The 18,309-nt window shown below is 43.0% G+C and carries 8 protein-coding genes; 1 reads left to right on the plus strand and 7 read right to left on the minus strand.

Features of this window, described 5'->3' with window-relative positions; translation table 11 throughout:
• Positions 1 to 29: 29 nt before the first annotated feature.
• The 7 genes from ABDW32_RS07045 to ABDW32_RS07075 form a co-directional block, all read right to left on the minus strand.
• Entirely contained in the window at positions 30 to 1,979 is a 1,950-nt protein-coding gene (locus tag ABDW32_RS07045; RefSeq protein WP_343560801.1) for a glycoside hydrolase family 97 protein, read from the minus strand.
• A 34-nt stretch (positions 1,980 to 2,013) separates the two neighbouring features.
• Positions 2,014 to 4,074 (minus strand): beta-galactosidase, encoded by a 2,061-nt coding sequence (locus ABDW32_RS07050; protein ID WP_343560803.1) that lies wholly within the window; start codon positions 4,072 to 4,074, stop codon positions 2,014 to 2,016.
• A 119-nt stretch (positions 4,075 to 4,193) separates the two neighbouring features.
• Positions 4,194 to 5,399 (minus strand): glycoside hydrolase family 5 protein, encoded by a 1,206-nt coding sequence (locus tag ABDW32_RS07055; RefSeq protein ID WP_343560805.1) that lies wholly within the window; start codon positions 5,397 to 5,399, stop codon positions 4,194 to 4,196.
• Positions 5,400 to 5,453: 54 nt separating this feature from the next.
• Positions 5,454 to 7,370: a sialate O-acetylesterase gene (locus ABDW32_RS07060; RefSeq protein ID WP_343560807.1), complete on the minus strand. Its 1,917-nt coding sequence runs from the start codon at positions 7,368 to 7,370 to the stop codon at positions 5,454 to 5,456.
• Positions 7,371 to 7,584: 214 nt separating this feature from the next.
• Positions 7,585 to 9,039 (minus strand): glycan-binding surface protein, encoded by a 1,455-nt coding sequence (locus ABDW32_RS07065; protein WP_343560809.1) that lies wholly within the window; start codon positions 9,037 to 9,039, stop codon positions 7,585 to 7,587.
• A gap of 6 nt (positions 9,040 to 9,045) precedes the next feature.
• Entirely contained in the window at positions 9,046 to 10,638 is a 1,593-nt protein-coding gene (locus ABDW32_RS07070; protein ID WP_343560811.1) for a RagB/SusD family nutrient uptake outer membrane protein, read from the minus strand.
• Between the two features lie 16 nt (positions 10,639 to 10,654).
• The gene (locus ABDW32_RS07075; protein ID WP_343560813.1) at positions 10,655 to 13,840 is read right to left on the minus strand and encodes a TonB-dependent receptor; all 3,186 of its coding nucleotides are present in this window, start codon (positions 13,838 to 13,840) and stop codon (positions 10,655 to 10,657) included.
• Between the two features lie 299 nt (positions 13,841 to 14,139).
• Between ABDW32_RS07075 and ABDW32_RS07080 the strand changes: the two genes are divergently transcribed.
• Positions 14,140 to 18,249: a two-component regulator propeller domain-containing protein gene (locus tag ABDW32_RS07080; protein ID WP_343560815.1), complete on the plus strand. Its 4,110-nt coding sequence runs from the start codon at positions 14,140 to 14,142 to the stop codon at positions 18,247 to 18,249.
• Positions 18,250 to 18,309: the final 60 nt, after the last annotated feature.

Genomic DNA, 18,309 nt, shown 5'->3' on the forward strand with positions numbered 1-18,309 from the left:
ATTTTTTTACATCAATTCGGATCTAAACTTTACAGTGGCCTAATGATTGCAACATAGCCGCCACCGCTGACCATTGGTATTTTTATCGTTTTCCCAGCTTCGATTATCCTACTTTTTTTCTCGAGTTTTGCAGGGACTCTTTCCGCGTCTTTTGCATCCTGCCAGTAGTCCAGCACATATTTTCCAGCGGCTAGAAAGCTTGTAGGTATTGTAATCGTGCGGGACATGCTATTGGTCATGGCACCGATAAACCAGTTTTTTTCAGAACGTTTGGCCAGTACAATATATTCCCCGGGATAACCATCAATGAAGCGCGTATCATCCCACACCGTCGGAACGATTTTTAGAAAGTCACTCCCGGGTTGGCCCAACACATGCTTCGGGTGGTCGCAGAATACCGTAAGGGGGCTTTCATAAATGACAAATTTGGCGAGCTCGGCACAGCGGGTATTCATCATCAGGGTTGGAGATTGTTTCTTAAACTGCGCTGGAGTTACATTGAGAAAACCGCCCGGGGTATAGTCCATTGGCCCTGCCAGCATACGCGTAAACGGCAAAGTGACATTGTGAGCAGGTTTGATACGGTCGGAAAATTTCGCATACTCTTCGCCCAGGACGCCCTCACGGGTTATCATATTCGGGTAGGTCCGTTCTATTCCATCAGGTTTATACGCTCCGTGGAAGTTAACCATCAACCTGTGCTCGGCGGCCTTCTTAATTACTTTATGGTACCAGTTTACCATCTCCTGATCGTCGCGGTCCATAAAATCTATTTTTACGCCGGCGATGCCCCAGCGCTCATACAGTGCGAAAGCTTCCTCATAGGCGTTGTTGCGATTGGCGTCGGTACTATATAGCCAAAGCCAAAGACGCACATTTTTTTTGCGGGCATAGTCAAGTATTTCTGGCATGTTGATTTGCGGTGCCGGTTTGGTAATATCCGCTTGAGCTTGGTTGAAGGGGCCGTACCATTGCCAGTCGATCAACATATAAGGCCATCCCTGCGTAGAAGCAAAGTCGATATACTCTTTTATAACAGCAGTTTCCATTTTCACTTCTCCGCTCCACCAGTGATCCCATGCGCAAAGTCCCGGTTTTATCCATGCGGGGTCTTCGATCGCACATGCAGGATTAAGCGACTGAACAATTTCGGATTCGATAAATCGTCCCGGATTATCGCCAATCATGACCACGCGCCAAGGGGTTTGGATTTTGTCCGAGAAACGAGCTTTGGCCCCATCTTCTTTTTCGCCAGGTAAGGGGGAGAGTTTCGTCGTGAGCAATACCTGTTCCGTCGTATGATCTGCAGCCCGACTAATATAAAAACCGGGATAGTTATCAATGTTCGCTTCGGTAATAGCCAAATAGTTATCTTTGTCAACTTCGATCAGTAGTGGAAGTCCGGTTAGCGTCTGATCGCTGATTCCCGCTAAAGGGAGTTTATCGAATTCGCTTTCCTGACTGGACATAAAACGTGGTTTGTATTGTGCTGCCCAAGCGTGAGCCTGACTGGATACTGAAAATCCGGTCATCTCCCGGCTTATCACCCGATTTCCAATTCTAGCACTGCTGAATAGTTGATAGCGAAAGGCGATTCCGTTATTATAAGCTCTAAAGAAAAGGTCCAAGCGGCGTTTCTCACCTTCTTTTTCGATCAGGCTCAGCTGTGTTTCATTCCACTGCAAATCGATATGGGCATGTTTGTTCTTCACTACTGGAGCCCAGGAATCACGCTTCGATGTGGTCTGAGGAGTGTTTAGCAGCATAAAACCTTGATGCATCGGGGGCTCGTCTTGCAATTCAAAGCCTAAGGGTGAAGGATCTATTACCTGTTTGCCTTTGTAGGAAACAGCGTAGGAAAGTCCGTGAGATAGGTCTATGTCCAAACAAATTTTTCCATCCGGCGATAGTAACGTATAAGTCTGGGCCGAAAGGCCGGATGTTATCGCGATAAATAGGATAATTATAAGTGCTCTCATAGTAAAGTCAATGTTTTGGTAATTAGCGCGTCGTTTAGTTTTGTTCCATAATGAGTACTTCCCAGGGATCCAATACAATCTGTTGCCCCGTCTGCGTGAGCTTATCTGAAATAAGTTCTTTCGCTGGGTCACCTGTATAAGTAATCCGTTTTGTTTCTGTACTGTAATTAAAAATGTAATGAATTGTCTTACCCCATTTATTCTTTCCTGAACGCTGAATAATTGGGAAAGTGTAATTGTCGGCAGTAATGACTTTCGCTGCGATAGCCATTTTTTTGATGATCGTATGGAGTAGTTCTTGTGATGGATAGCTGCCGATATAAGTCAGTTTTCCTTTACCATAGCTGTTTTCTGTGATCACTGGCCACTTGCCAAAGAAGGGATGTTCAGCATAGGCCAGCGGTTTGGCTGTCTCAAGGATCAAAAATTCATACCAGTCACCAATTTGGTTTTTATCCGTCAATTGAAAAGGATTATCTTTGAGCCGCATGTCTCCGATGGTGGAGAACTCTTGATAATGGAATCCGCAGGCCTTTCTTAACGGCCCGGGAGCAGCTGTGGCCCGGACGGCCGAATGTTCGTTACAATAGCCACTTTTGTACATCATCACGACATGGCCGCCCGCTTTTACAAACTTGTCAATGGCCAGCAGCAGCTCATCCGTAGCGACATAGAGGGGCGGAATAACCAGCATATCGTAGCCTTTAAAATCGGTGATTTTATCACAGGGGATAATATCAGCTTCAATGTTCTGAAAGTAGAGTGCCTTATGAACCATATCGATGGGATAATTGTTTTTATAGGTATAAGGCATAAAATTCAGTGCGTGGTAGGAATCGTGGCTATATAAGATTGCTGTTTTATTTTTCTTCTTCAAGTCCATAAGACGATCCCCTATCCTTGCCAGTTCCTGTGCGGTGGTTTTAAATTCATCGTATATTCTATTCGGTTGGAGATCGTGCCCCAATACACCGCGCCAATACGTTTCCTGCCCATAATGCAGCGTAGACCAATGCCAGTATTCCACCATATTGGCACCGGAAGCATAATGGGCATATACATTTTGCCGGAGCTGTCTGTCGTATGGCGGGTATTGCGTACGTGCATCCCAGCCTATACCTTGTGCGTTGGTTTCCATGACAATATAATTGTTCTTGGCAACCGTCCGGACAAAATCGCCTGAATAAGCAATGCGCTGTCCGTCTTGTTTATCCTGTACGTCGTGATAAATATTGATAGCGGGGTATTGCATCTGGCGAAAGCTTTCTACCTGATCTACGTTGTGAAAATCAGGCATGAAGCAATGAGTTATAAATTGGTCCTGACGTTTATATGCATTGACTATATTACATTGCCAATTCAGGAAGTCCGCTACCTGCTTGCGGTTGTAGCGTTCCCATTCGTTTTTATAGGAAGGATTGGTGACACCATCGCGGGTATAGAATTCCTCCCAGGTACGAATATTCATGCCCCAATAGTTCATTCCCCAGGCTTTGTTGAGTAAGTCGAGGTTGTTGTTAAAACGGCCTTTGATGTAGTTACGAAAGCCGATAAAATAATCCCTGTTGTTTATCCCGCGTGCTTCTGTTTCGTTGTCTACCTGATAGCCAATGACTCCAGGATGCTTTGCATACCGTTCCATTAGCTTGCGGATGATACGTTCACTATAGTATTTAAAAGTGGGGTTGCTCAAGTCAATATTTTGCCTGATGCCATAATAAGCTTTGGTACCCCGCTGATATTCGGCCAAAACCTCGGGGTGCATATGCGCAAGCCAGGCCGGAATGGAATAGGTCGGTGTACCCAGAATGATGCGGATACCAGCCTGATGCATTTTGTCGATAACGCGGTCCATCCATTCGAATTCAAAGACACCTTCCTCCGGTTCAAATAATCCCCAGGTAGATTCGCCCAGCCGCACGACATTGAGCCCGGCATTTTTCATCAATCGGATATCTTCATCCAGACGCTCACTGGGCATATATTCGTGGTAATAGGCTGCTCCGTAGAGCGGTTTATCGAACTTGTATTGTGCTTCAAGCGAAAATACTGCAAGAAATAGGAGGCAAAGCAGAATATAGTTTTTTTGTTTCATGGTTTTTGGTACCGGGTTGTGTTAAGGGCTAGAGACGTACATGGTACGTCTCTATGTGGCATTTATTCAAAAGTTGCTTTCACATGGCTTCCATCGGAGGCTTAGGGAAGACCTTGATTTTAATTGCGTGGATATTTAGCAGGTATTGCCATCATTTGTTCTAAAAAGACTGGATCCTTGAATTTACTGGTTGTTCGCTCATATTGCCCAGCACCCTGAACATCCCAAAGCATGGGACACATACCACGTGAATAAATCGCTTCGGTGACCGAGACATTAAATAACCTGACCACCTCCTGTGTTCTGTTCTTTGAGGAACATGCATATTCGCCAATAACGACGGGAATTCCTTTATCGACACAATTCTTCTTTAACAGCTCCATATTGTCATTGAGCTCTTTAACTTCCTGTGCCGTGCCCCAAGACGGCACACCGACACCCCATCCGGCGTCTTCACCGTTACCCAATATGGCAAACAAAGGTGGCGTATAATAGTGTACGGTCAATGCAAGATGTTTAGCCGGATCGGCCGGAATTTTGGTTAGCGGGTCAAAGGCATACTCGAGACCAGTGTTATAAATTTCCACTAAAAGATGGCGCTTGGCATTGTTGCCGCCCGATTTCCTGACGATGTCGACAAAAAGCTGGTTCAGCTCGTTTACGTATCCGAATGCTTTTGCTTTTTCGGTTTGCCCGCCCTTCCAGGGAGTCCATATTTCATCGTAACCAATTTCATTCATGGGTTCGAATAGCAAATGATCTCCATATTTTTCAAAACGGTTACAGAGCTGCTCCCAGATAGAAGTGAACTTTTTCTTAGCTTCGCTGTCTGTCGGGACTTTTTTGACCCATTCATTTTCATGGTGAACGTTTATAATGGCGACCATGCCGCAATCGAGTGTCCAGTTTAAGATCTCTTCGACTCTATTGAGGAGATCTGGATGGATCCTGTAATTTTCCGCGTTGTTCATCATATTACTCCAGGTGACCGGAATTCGTAAGGAAGAATAACCGGCTTTTGCATAACCTTCGATCATTTCTTTCGTAATGAGGGGACTTCCCCAAGCCGTCTCGTAATTAGAAATACTACTTGGGTTGATCCAGTCGCCCGTTGCGTCCAGGGCATTACCGAGGTTAATCCCCAAACCCATTTCATTAACTAACTGGCTGGTACTAAAATTTTCCCTAATGGAGAATTTACTATAAGCAGGTTTAGGTTCTTCTTTTGTTTCAGGTTTGCTGAGCTCCGTATTTGCCTTTATTTCCTTGTTGGAGCATGCCGGAAGAACCAGCAGCATAAAAATGTAACTTAATAGTGTTTTCATTTGAATAATTTTTAGGTGTGTTTTTAAAATCATGTTATGTAGATTAATGGATATTTATTCCTCATTGCTGAAAGGTAGAGCAGGCAAGCCTTCTTTATTGAATAAATTGACATCGGGATTATTGCTCCAGGCATAACGGACAAATACAGGGCTGCTGAGCTGATCTGCCTGAACGACAATTCGGTTACCATCAATATGAGCTTGGGCCCATACAAATTTTTTATCTGCTCCAGCAAGGGCAAAACCTTCCACGTAACCGTATTTGTTGTTAACAACGAGTCCGCCTCCAATAGCATCAAAAGAAATAATCAGTTTATTGCCCTCCTTGACCATCGATTTGAATGTAGGTCCAGAATACACAAGATTTTTTCGGCCATAATTTTTAGCCAGTGCTATTAAAGCGAGTCGTCGGCCCACTTCCTGTTTATTACGTGGATGAATATCGTCCGCTTCACCAATATCCGTGATTACCGCCTGACCCGTATGAGCAAGACGGAGTGTCCGGGTCTGTGCATCTCTCAGTTTTGCCCAGTCGCTGTCTTCGGGTGATTTTTCTTTAGCCATATAATTGGCCAATTGCACCCAGTAGAAAGGCAAATCAGTTTTCCATTGTGACCGCCAATCCGCGATGAGGTTAGGGAAGAGCGTGCGATAATCATAGGCTCGACCGGCATTATTTTCACCTTGGTACCAGATCACGCCCCGAATGGTATAAGGAACAAGAGGATTGATCATGGCATTGAAGAGGAGGGATGGAAGCATATTCGGCGAAACTTCTTTGTAACCATGCTGCTGGGTGGTGACAGCCTCTTTATAATTCCAATCACCATCAAGCGGGAATTTCTCGCCCTCTACGTCGAGGTACAGCTGGGTCGGATTTCCGTAAAAGCCACCGCCGCCGCCCGTATCCATAATTTTTAGCGTAATTATATTTTCACCGTCTTTTAGTACAGCCTTCGGGATCGTGTAGTTTCGTACGCTTGTGTATCCTGTTGTTTCACCAATTTTGACGCCGTTAATCCAGCAGACATCATCATCATCGATGGTACCAAGCAGGACGGATCCCGTCTTTTGCGCGCTGCCCTTAGGCAAATAAATACGGCGTTTGAACCATACAATACCATCCATATCGCCCAATTTGGATTCCCACAACTGTGGAATATTCATCTTTCCCCAAGCGGATATATCCGTATCATTTTCGTACCATTTTGCAGCTATTCCCGGATCGTTTGTTAAGGCTTGCAGATAGTTCTGTTTTTTCAATTCGTTTTCTTTTAAAAAGCGCTGCAGACTGCCGTCGAAATGCTGTTGGTAAGGAGCTTTGAAATGCGCGGGCAATTTATTGAAGCCGCTTTCGCTAGTCCAGGTTTCGGCGCCCGTACCACCCCAGGAAGCATTGATGATGCCTACAGGTATGCCGAGTTCCTGATACAGTTTGAGCGAAAAGAAGTATCCTACAGCTGAAAAGTCACGAACAGTGGCGGGGGAGCATACAGCCCATTTTCCCTTTAGCTCTCGTTTAGGGACATCACTGATGCTCTTCTCCACATTGAAGGCCCGAATGTTCGGATAATCGGCAATGCTGATTTCATTCGCAGCATTATTGGAATTCTTTACCGTCCATTCCATATTGGATTGTCCGGATGCAAGCCAAACTTCACCGACCAGGATGTTTTTTAGGGATACCTGTTCGCTATGGCCTTTTATTTCCATGTTATACGGTCCTCCATAGGGAGTTGGGGCTAAAGTAACGCTCCATTGACCATTTTTATCTGCTTGTGCCTTTAGTTTCTGCTGCATAAACCGGACATGGATCGTTTCATTTTTTTCGGCCCAGCCCCACAATTTTATGGGACTGTCCCTTTGTAGAATCATGTTGTCACCAAATATTGCAGGAAGCCTGAGTTCGGCTTTCAATAGGAACGCCTGCAAAAAAAAGACGAAGAAAATTGGAATCTGTTTTAAAGTCATCGTTTATTTTGTGTTATAGTCAAATCAGTCGAAAAATGCTTTGAGCACTGCTCGGTATGCCATTTGATGTTGCATATCTTCCATGTAATCATGAAGGGAATGCGCTTTTTAAATTTCATGTCTGTTTATATTTACTTTTATAAATGGCCGGCATGGAATGGCTATTCCATTATCCGGCCTTATTGTATCGAAATTCGCTATCCTCCAAATAGACCTAATTTTTGCTGTTATCAATGATTCTAAAATTGTCGAAGTAGATATCCACCTTGACATTGGCATTGTCTGCTTTATTTTTCGTAAAAATGCCCAGTTCGGAACTAGCGATGGCAGCAAAGCTTCCATAGTCCGCAACAGACGTAAACCTATTAAGAGCTATGTCGCATGTCATCCATTTGCCAAGGCTTGTTTTGTTGGTGTTTCTATCACGGGGCACATAATCTGACAGCATTTTATCCCAATTTCCTTTCAACTGCATATCAAATGTTGCTGTCGCAAGAGGTTCATTTACGAAGCATTCAAAGCGCAGTACAAGGTTGCTTATAGGTGTATTCGCGGGTATTGCATTTACCGAAGGATAGACAGCTTTATTGGCTAAGTTTCCCCACCAATATTGCCATGCCCCTGGTGATCCAAAAATGCGGTAAGCTATTCCTGTGCTGAAGAAAGGTGGCTTGGTCCCGTCTGCCGTTACAGCCATATTGTTGTCCCCCCAATCATAACTACCTACTTTATCCCAATCCAGGACGAGGTTTTGGACGGGATAAAATAGGAGGGTCGAATTGGATTGTCCCCCTGCCGCATGGACTGTAACCGTACCAGCTTTTGTTGGGGCCTTTGGTAGTCGATAATAAATTGTATCCTGGCTTTTGGCTACAATTAAATCTTCGCCTGCAATATCAAATTCGCCATTGATCGTTAGTTTACTGACATCAATAAAGTTGTTGCCGGTAATAAATGCCTGATCCCCAATGATAGGCATATCACTGCTCCATGATTTAATTATTGGCGGCGAAACATTCGTTGTGAAAGCGATGCTAACTGAATCCGTCATGCAGTAGACCGCGAGCCGGCCATCTTGGATACCGGCGGGAATCTTTAATTCGATTTTATCATAGTCCTTACCGATTTCATATTCCGTAGCTAATACATTGCCGCCGGCCTTGCCTTCGAATACAACTTTTTTTACTTCGTAAAAATTTGAACCGTAGATGCGGAGTTTTTCACCTGCCTTGGCCGGGTATTTTAATTCAATACGGGCGATTTGCGGAGCGGGAGAGTAGATATGAAAACTGAACCTTGCTTCGCCATGGTTTGTTTCGATCCGGATTTCGTTTGGAAGTTCCGGATGGGTGCCAGTCAATAGAAGATCTGCAGGAATAGAAATAATAGCACTTGTCGAGGTACAGTAGTTTGCATTAAATGCGATCTGTTGGTCATTGATGTAAATTTTTTGGATGCCGTCAAGATTTTTTCCGATAACGGCAACCATTGTACCCGGAAATGCACCTGTGAAAGTGCTATCTGCTTTTGCTGGATCTGTCAACCGTACATGGCTTATCTCCGGAACTACGGTCATATCATTGTTGCGACTACAGGATATTGCTGGTAAGAGAAGGACAACAATAAGTAAATGATAGATACAGCGTATGGTTTTATTTAAAGCTTTCATAATTCTTTACTGATTATTAAATGGATAAGCCTGGGGCTCTTCTTTTAATCTCGGATTTTGGATGAGATCATTCTCAGGATAGGGGAAGAAGATATTGTTTGCGGTCACGACGACAGGTACTGCCGGTGCCGTAGGATCTTCAAAAATAAGATTACCATCTTCATCCTTCGTGATGGATGCCGTGGACCAGCCACGTTGTTGATCATTAAAGTATTTAAGCATTTTCTCAGGCTTGAAGCAATACCAGCTAACCATATCGTACCAGTTGCTATACTCCATGGCAAACTCCACGCGCCGTTCTTTGATGATATCGTCAAGCGTAATTGAGGTCTTTCGTCCGATCTTGGCCCGATCCCTTACTTTATTAAAGTAAATTAGTGCTTCGCCACCATTGAGTGTGCTGTTATTACCCAGACTCGCCTCAGCATAGGTCAGGTATACATCGGCCAAGCGTAGAATATAGGTGTTTAGCGGTGAACTCATCGACTGCACATAGCCGTCATTATCATCGTTCGGACCGCCGATTACCCCTTTTTTGATCGATGCACCTGCATTGCTATACGAATATCCACCTTTGTCAATGGCAATATAGGGATAGAAGGAGTGCTGGGTAAAGTAGGTGGCATTTCTCCGGAGTGTATCGGCTCGTTCGTATTGTTTGAGCATGTCGATTGTTCCGTTCAGTCCGCCACCCCATACGTTGACACCACCGGTCACGTCGGATGAAAATGCCAGGTCAGCTAAAAGTGTATTGCAGACGCCCCAGTCGCCAAGTGGTACCCATTGCATGGCAATAAGTGATTCGGGATTGTTGTTATGTTTGTATTTGAACAGATCTTCATATCTGGCATAGAGTTCCAGACCACTATTTACACAGACATCCTGTGCGTACTCCTTTGCTTTAGCCAGATCAGCTTCGTTTCGAATTCCGCCGGTTTTCCAGCCAGCACGGGAGAGATATACCTTGGCGAGCATACCTTTGGCGCCCCAGCTCGTTGCACGGCCTTTATCGGCCTGAACAGGAAGGTGCTGCGCTGCAAAGCTGAGATCGTCTATAATAAATCGAAAAATATCTTCCTCCCGATGCCTGGGTTGCATAGGCTCTTTGATCACAGCATCGTTATTCTCGATCAATATGACGGGGCCCCAGGTCCGGAGAAGATAAAAGTAAGCAATACCACGCATTAGGCGTGCTTCCCCAATAGCCACGTTTTTTTGCGCTTCAGTTACATTAACGGCTTTATGCTTCACGGCATCGATGATCGCGTTTGACATTGTTATTACGCCATAGAATGATTTCCATGAGTCTGAAAGCCCATCATCCAGCGATGTTACGGTGAATAAGGTATAGGAAGGGTTCATATAGGGATTATAGCCATCATTGGCTCTCAAACTGCCAATAGCGACGGCCGGTCGTTTATTATAGTCAAACCATGCTCGGTTGTACAGTGGTGCTGTGGCTGCTTTCAATGCTTCAGGAGAAGTATAAAAGGTTGCATCCACATAGGCTCCTTCCGGTTCTCTGTCAAGAAAACTTTTTTTACAGGAATGTAGCGCAACAATAGCCATCAATGCAGTGATTAAGAATAGCTTTTTCATAATTCAGTCGTTAATATTAAAACATGAAGTTTAAACCCAGCGTATAAATACGCTGTGAGGGATACCGGGCATAATCTATTCCCCTTAGTAAGACATTTTGGTTGTAGGAACCTATTTCCGGATCATAGCCCGTATACTTGGTCCATGTAAAAAGATTCTGAATATTGACATATAACCTGAGGTTTTCAATTTGATATTTCTTCAGCAGGTTTTGGGAGAAAGTATAGCCAAGAGAAACATTTTTCAAGCGCAAATAAGAGCCATCTTCAATAAACCGATTGCTCATACGGCTATTGTCATTTGCATCACTTACGGTAATACGTTGAATGCTCGCATTGGGATTGGACACCCTTACATTGGAGATATCCTGGTCGGAACCGCTCGGATCAATTGTTTCAATGAGGGCAATCTCTGTCGTTTTTTTGAGCATACCCGAATTATTCATCGGGTTTGTAAAATCTTTACGCAGTTGATTATAGATCTTGTTGCCATATACGGCGTTCAGAAAGATATTTAGGTCAAATCCTTTGTAAGAAAAATAATTGTTTAGCCCAAGGATGAACTTCGGATCCGGATTGCCGATAAAATCACGGTCTTGCTCATCTATTTTTCCGTCTTTATTTTTGTCCTCGAAAATAAAATCTCCCACCCAAATCCCGTTGACTCCTATGCTTTTATCTTTGGGTAGAGCAATAGGAACTTTATTGCCATCCTGATCCAGCACGGCATGATGTTGACTGTCCTTCAGATAAAAGTCACTTTCATCCTGAAACATGCCGATCACATTGTATCCATAAAATTGGCCGACAGGATTACCCACCTTGGTCAGCGTGAATGTTTCTGCACCTATTTTTCCCTGAATGGCGGTTGCATCCGTATACAGGTGCGTGACACGGTTTCTATTCATCGAGAAGGTCAGACCGGATTTCCAGAAAAGACCATTCTTATTGATATTTATGGTATTTAATGTTAATTCAACACCTTTATTCGTCATCGAACCCGCATTTACCCAGGGTGCAGCAATTAGCCCACTGATATAGTCAGGCAATACGGCCTGCATCAAAAGGTTATCTATTTTCTTTAAATAGACTTCCGTTGTAAGTTCGATTCTATTCTTAAATAAGCTCAGATCCAAGCCGATATTGTAGGCATTGGTTTTTTCCCACTTTAGATCTGGGTTGGCAAAATTGGCAGGATAGAAGCCTGTACCCCATATGGATGCGGCCGAAGCCATGGTCACGCCATAGGCGTAGGAGCTTGCAGCTTGGTTTCCAACAAGTCCCCAGCCCAAACGTAGCTTAAGGTTGTCTATCGCCGGATTATTTTTTAAGAAAGGCTCATTTTTAATCTTCCACGCAGCGGCAAGAGAAGGGAAGGTGCCCCAGCGATTGTTGGTACCGAATTTGTCCGATCCGTCCCTACGGAATGTAGCAGTCAATAAATACTTATCATCAAATCCATAATTTAAGCGGCCGAAATAAGATTCAATGCCACCTGAACTCCTTGAACTTCCATTTTTGGCAGTTTTAGAATCGCCAGCATCCAGCTCGTGCACCGTATTTAAAAAATAATTGCTGCGGCTACCAGAGAGGGACTCCCATTTGTTTTCCTGAGCCTCATGCCCAGCCATGATCGACAGGTTATGCTTTTCGGCGAAAGATTTAGTGTAGGTCAGATAAGTTTTCAGGTTGGTAAACGAACCATTACTGGCAAACCTTGCTCCGGCGGATTGCTGTTTGAAATTCCCGTAATCATATGCGGGCGTGAATTGATAAGCGTTGGAATAATTATAGTTCCCATTACCTTCGACCCGTAGTACAAGATCTTTGATTGGTGAAATATCCGCATAAGCATTGACACTAATTTGTGCTCCTTTTGCATAGTTTTCACGGGTAAGCGCTTCCTCCAATGGATTGGCGAAATAGGTACCATACATATTTTCCTGTTGTGTTCCCCAGGAACCGTCTGGATTTTTGGCAGGCACCTCTGGCAGCTGCCTAATGGCGAGTGAAATGATACCCCCATTATCTATGGTGTTTCTATTTTTTGTTTTCGCGGTATAGGCATTGACGCCTACGGTCAGCCACTTGTTGATTTTTGAATCAAAGTTCATCCGTAACGAATAGCGTTCAAAACCTGAGCCTTGTGCGATACCTTGTTGATCAAGGTATCCACCAGTGATCGCAAATCTATTTTGTTCGGTTCCACCGCTGATGTTCAGTTGATGGTTATGCATCAATGAAGTTCTAAAAATCTCCTTCTGCCAATTTGTACCTTCACCCAATAGCGATGGATCTTTAAATTCCTCCCGATCGCCGAAGCCGATGACTTTGCTGCGAAGATTTTGGTACACGGCATATTCGCGAAGGTTAAGGACATCCAATATGGTTGGCAGCTGTTGGAATCCTACATACCCTTCATAACCTAACTTGGTTTTTCCAGCTTGTCCGCGTTTTGTAGAGATCAGGACGACGCCGTTTGCCGCCCTTGTCCCATATATGGCAGCAGCAGAAGCATCCTTTAATATTTCCATGGATACGATATCTGATGGATTTATTGACGAGAGTGCACTTGAATTGTCCCGGGTATTACCATCAATTGGGATTCCATCGATCACATAGAGCGGCTCGTTGCCGCTGAAGGAATTTGTACCCCGGATGCTCACTGAGATTCCGCCGCCCGGTGCTCCTGAATTCTGTGTTACCGAGACCCCGGCAGCGCGTCCCTGTAACGCTTGATCCAGGGAGGTACTTACAGACTTACTGATGTCATCGGCCGTTACCGAAACGACGGCCCCTGTTAGGTCGCCCCGCTTCATTTTTCCGTAGCCTACCACAACGACCTCGTCCATGGCGTGGATATTCTCCGTTAACTGAATATTTTGCTGATTTCCAGCTATTCGAACTTCCTGCGCATGGAACCCTACATGGTTGAAGATCAATACATCTCCTTTTGAGGCTAAAATAGCATACTTGCCCTGTTCATTGGAAGATGTCAACACCTTTGTACCTTTGAGTTTAACCGAAACATTGCTTAGAGGCCTCCCCGTAGTCTTGTCCGTAATAAGACCAGAGACATTGATTTTCGACTCCTGCGCCTGCAAGACATTGATAAAAAGGAGAAACGAGGCCGCCAGCATCAGATATACCCGATGCCGCAGTTTGGGCCAAAAAAACTTTTGTGATCCGTTTTTTGATTTCATGGTTAATTTAAGTTTATAATTTGTTTGGTTATTATCCCCAGAAAGGGATGATTAAAATTAGGAACAACAAATTATGTTGACGGGGTTCGAATGTTGAAGAAGAGCGGTTAAAATGTTTATAAAACTGGAAGTACGATCAATTCATGGGAATTGCAACCTTAATCGCGATGCACTTCATATAGGCAGGCATAGGCCAACTAGGGATCTAAATGTTTCAGCTTAGGGGATAAAATGATCACTTATGCTGTAAAGATTTGATAAAATCAGTATTTTAACGGAAGTTCTTGAAACAATAACCAATGAAACGTCTTTTATTACTATTTCTATTTTTTGGAATTATTTCCTGCTATGGACAGGAGTTTAAGTTCGCCCATATTAACAATGGGAATGGCTTAGCCGGAAATGAAGTTGTTGCCATATATAAAGATGGTAGAGGATTTGTCTGGTTTACAACAAACACGGGGCTAAATAGATTTGACGGTGAGCGAATCAAAGTTTTCAATCGCAGCAGCGAAGGCACTTCAGGGACTCTTTATGATGGTTTGAAGAAAATTGTAGAAGATGAGCAGGGGAATTTATGGATGTTGGGCAATAAGTATGTCATGTTTGATTGGCGAAAGGAGGTTTTTATCAATAATACAGATTCCATTCTTGAAAAAATGGGACTTCCATCAAACCCAATTTCTATACAAATAGATCAGTATAAAAATTTTATTGTAGCCTATTCACAAAAAGGCATTTACAGATATGATCCTAAGCATAAAAAATTAGTAAGCTTCAGACCGTCAAATAATCCAATAAGCATTCGTCCTACCGAGATCGTAGAGATCGCCATAAAAGATGAATTTGTGTGGGTACTCCACAAAGATGGCTTATTGGAACGTCTGAATACCCGAACAAAGCAAATTGATATCCGAAAAAATTATTTAAACAGTAGGGCTATAAATTCTTTAATTCCAAAGAGTATGTTTATAGATCCAGACCATATGGTCTGGATTTATCCAGGTATAAATAATAGTGGTGCAGTCTGTTATAATAAAACCAATGATCAATGGAAACAGTATGATATTGATACGAAGCCTGCACTTTCCAATTCCTTTGTCCGTGGAATCGTAGCGGACAGGCAAGGATTAATTTGGATTGCAACGGACCATGGTGGTCTCAATCTGCTTGATAAAAAGCAGAACTCCATCCAGGTCCTTCAACATAACGAGTATAATAAAACCTCAGTTGGACAAAACTCCATTGTAAGTTTATATTGTGATAATCAAGGAATTGTTTGGGCAGGAACGTATAAGAATGGTGTTTCATATTATCATCCAGAAATATTCAAGTTTCCTGGTACCGGATTATCCGATGGCAAAAGTGAACTTTTTGACTGCAGCAGTATTGTTAAGGACAAAGAGGGGAACCTTTGGTTGGGGACAAATGGAAAAGGTCTCATTAAATTGAATGAAACTACCGGAGAACGCCATTTTTTCAGAAGCAAACGCGGTGATATGACAAGTTTATCGTCTGATATTGTTACCGCGCTCCATGAAGACTATACAAAGAAAATGTGGATAGGCACTTTTATGGGCGGTTTAAATGTGTATGATGGTCGGCAGTTTAAACGATATGAAGTACAGGAGAAAAACAACAAAGGACTATCCAATCAGAGCATATATGGGATCACGGAAGATTCCGGCCAAAATTTGTGGATTGCCACTTTGGGGGGCGGAATTGACAGATTGGATCCCAGTAGAACGACATTTACAAATTTTAATAGAGACAATAGCAAACTACGTTCTAACTTCATTCTTTCCACTTTAAAAGATCGTGATGGAACGATTAATTTCTCGTCAGATATCGGTGTGTACAAACTCATTGGTGACCAGACCATTATACCTTATTTTCCCGACGCCAATTTTCAGGACAAGGCTGCTTCAGTTCCCGTTTATCAGCTTATGAAGGATTCAAAAGGTCGCATCTGGTTGGCTACAAAAAGGGGCATAAAAATCTTTGACAATACAAACCGGAGCTTCTCTTTTTTGACTCTTGCGGATGGCCTATGCAGCGATGATGTACGATCTTTAGTTGAGGATCAAGATGGGAATATATGGGCGGGGACTAGCAATGGACTCAACCGGATAAAGTACTTGTCAGCTAGCGGAGCTAAGCGCCGAAGTATTGTTTCTACCTTTGATCTCAGTGATGGGCTGACGGGAATGGTTTTTAATCCCAACGCCGTATATACCGATAAGACCGGAAAAATATATATGGGTACAACCGAAGGTTACATCGCTTTTTATCCAAGAAAGATCCCGGCCAATAAAAGCATACCGCAAGCTCGATTTACGGAACTGTTATTGTCTAATGAAGTGGTTAATCCCGAGGAGAAAAGAGGCGATCACACCGTTTTGCCAATTTCCATTGTAGGCCTCGATAAGCTCATCCTGAAATATAATGAAACAAACTTTTCCATCCGATTTTCCGCATTCAACTTTATCCAGCCCAATAAAAATAAATATCGCTATAAGTTGGAAGGTGTCGATAAAGAATGGATTGAAACCTCGCGTAGTACAGGAGTAGCTTCCTATTCCAATCTCAATCCCGGTCGATATATTTTAAAAGTTTATGCCGGCAATCAGGATAATGTGTGGTCGCCTCAACCGATCGAGATGCAGATTGTAGTTAATCCACCATTTTGGTTTTCATGGTGGGCTATAGCGATTTATATTGCAGCGTTTGTTTTGGTAATCAGGTGGTTTATTAAATACCGGTTGAAGAGAAAGCAGGATCAGCTTGATCAAAATGCCCGTATGTTGGAAGCTGATAAGCTGCATGAAATAGACCAGCTGAAATTAAAGTTTTTCACCAATATCAGTCATGAATTTAAGACCCCTTTATCATTGATTATCAGCCCACTGGAAATGTTGATAAAAAAAGATAGCCATCAGGAACAAAAAGCAGCACTGGGAGTGATGTACAAAAACGCGCAGAAACTACTTACGATGGTCAACGATATCCTGGATTTTCGAAAACTAGATCAGGACAAAACGAAACTCAATATTTCATCCGGTAATATCATTGAATTTGTCAAAGAGATCAGTACTTCATTTTTATCTATTGCAGCCGAAAAATCCATCAAACTAACCTTTACGGCAAACCACCAATACATAGACCTAAGCTTTGATAAAGATAAGATGTATATGGCAATTTCCAATTTGATTTCAAATGCCTTTAAATATACCCGAACTTCTGGCCACGTAGACGTTAGCGTAGCTATAAGTGAAACCATTATAGATCATGAAATCGATAAGCGTCTCTGTATTAAGGTCTCAGATACAGGTATAGGAATAGAAAAGGAGCATCTTGAACGTATTTTTGATCGTTTTTACCGAATTGATTCCAATGAGACCCACGGTATCTCAGGGACAGGCGTTGGGCTTCATATTGTAAATGAATTTGTCAAGCTCCATGGAGGAACAGTGGAGGTCGATAGTGAACTTGGAAAAGGCACAGTTTTTACGGTGCAAATTCCCATGTCCAAAGAGACTTATGGCACAAACAGACAAGATGTGATCTATTCGGGTACTGATGATGAAAGCAATGCAGCATACAATAGGGATAGTGAAAACGACTTTATCCTAGATGCGGAGAACGGCGTATATACGCTTCTCATTATTGATGATAATGAGGATTTTCGCCTGTTTCTAAAGGATCTTTTTAGCAATGATTACAGGATCTTATCCGCAAAAGATGGCCAACATGGCTATGAGCTCGCGACCGAATATATTCCGGATCTTGTGCTTTGCGATGTTATGATGCCAAATGTAGATGGCTACGAATTCTGTCGCAAGATCAAGCAGGATATACGCAGTTCCCATATACCAGTCGTCTTGCTTACGGCAAAATGTTCGGATGAAAATCAATTCCAGGGTATGGAAGCAGGTGCAGATGCTTATATCTCGAAACCTTTTAATATCGATATTCTACGTGTTACGCTGGCCAATATCGCAAAAAGGCAGAAACAACTACAGGATAAATTCAAATCAAGAATTGATATCTCAACAACCAAACCGGAGATCATTTCGATGGATCAGAAATTTATACAAAAAGCCGTCTCCATCGTTGAGTCAAATATAGAACGAACCGACTTCTTAGTGGAAGATTTATGCCGTGAAATGGCAATGAGCAGGGTTAATTTCTATAAGAAAATTCTTGCTTTGACCGATAAAACGCCCTCGGAATTTATCCGCTTTATCAGGCTAAAAAGAGCAGCAGAACTGCTCGAAAAAAGCCAGATGTACGTCAATGAAATCGCTTTTCTTGTCGGATTTAATGAAACCAAATACTTTAGAAAATATTTCAAAGAAGAGTTTGGCGTAACACCGAATGAATATAAAAAGACAATCACTTTAAAGTAGGAAATTACTGTACAATTTCGATGTTTAAAAGCAATCATAAAAATACATGCAGATCATTCG

The sequence above is a fragment of the Sphingobacterium sp. genome, assembly GCF_039596235.1.
Taxonomy (GTDB): Bacteria; Bacteroidota; Bacteroidia; order Sphingobacteriales; family Sphingobacteriaceae; genus Sphingobacterium.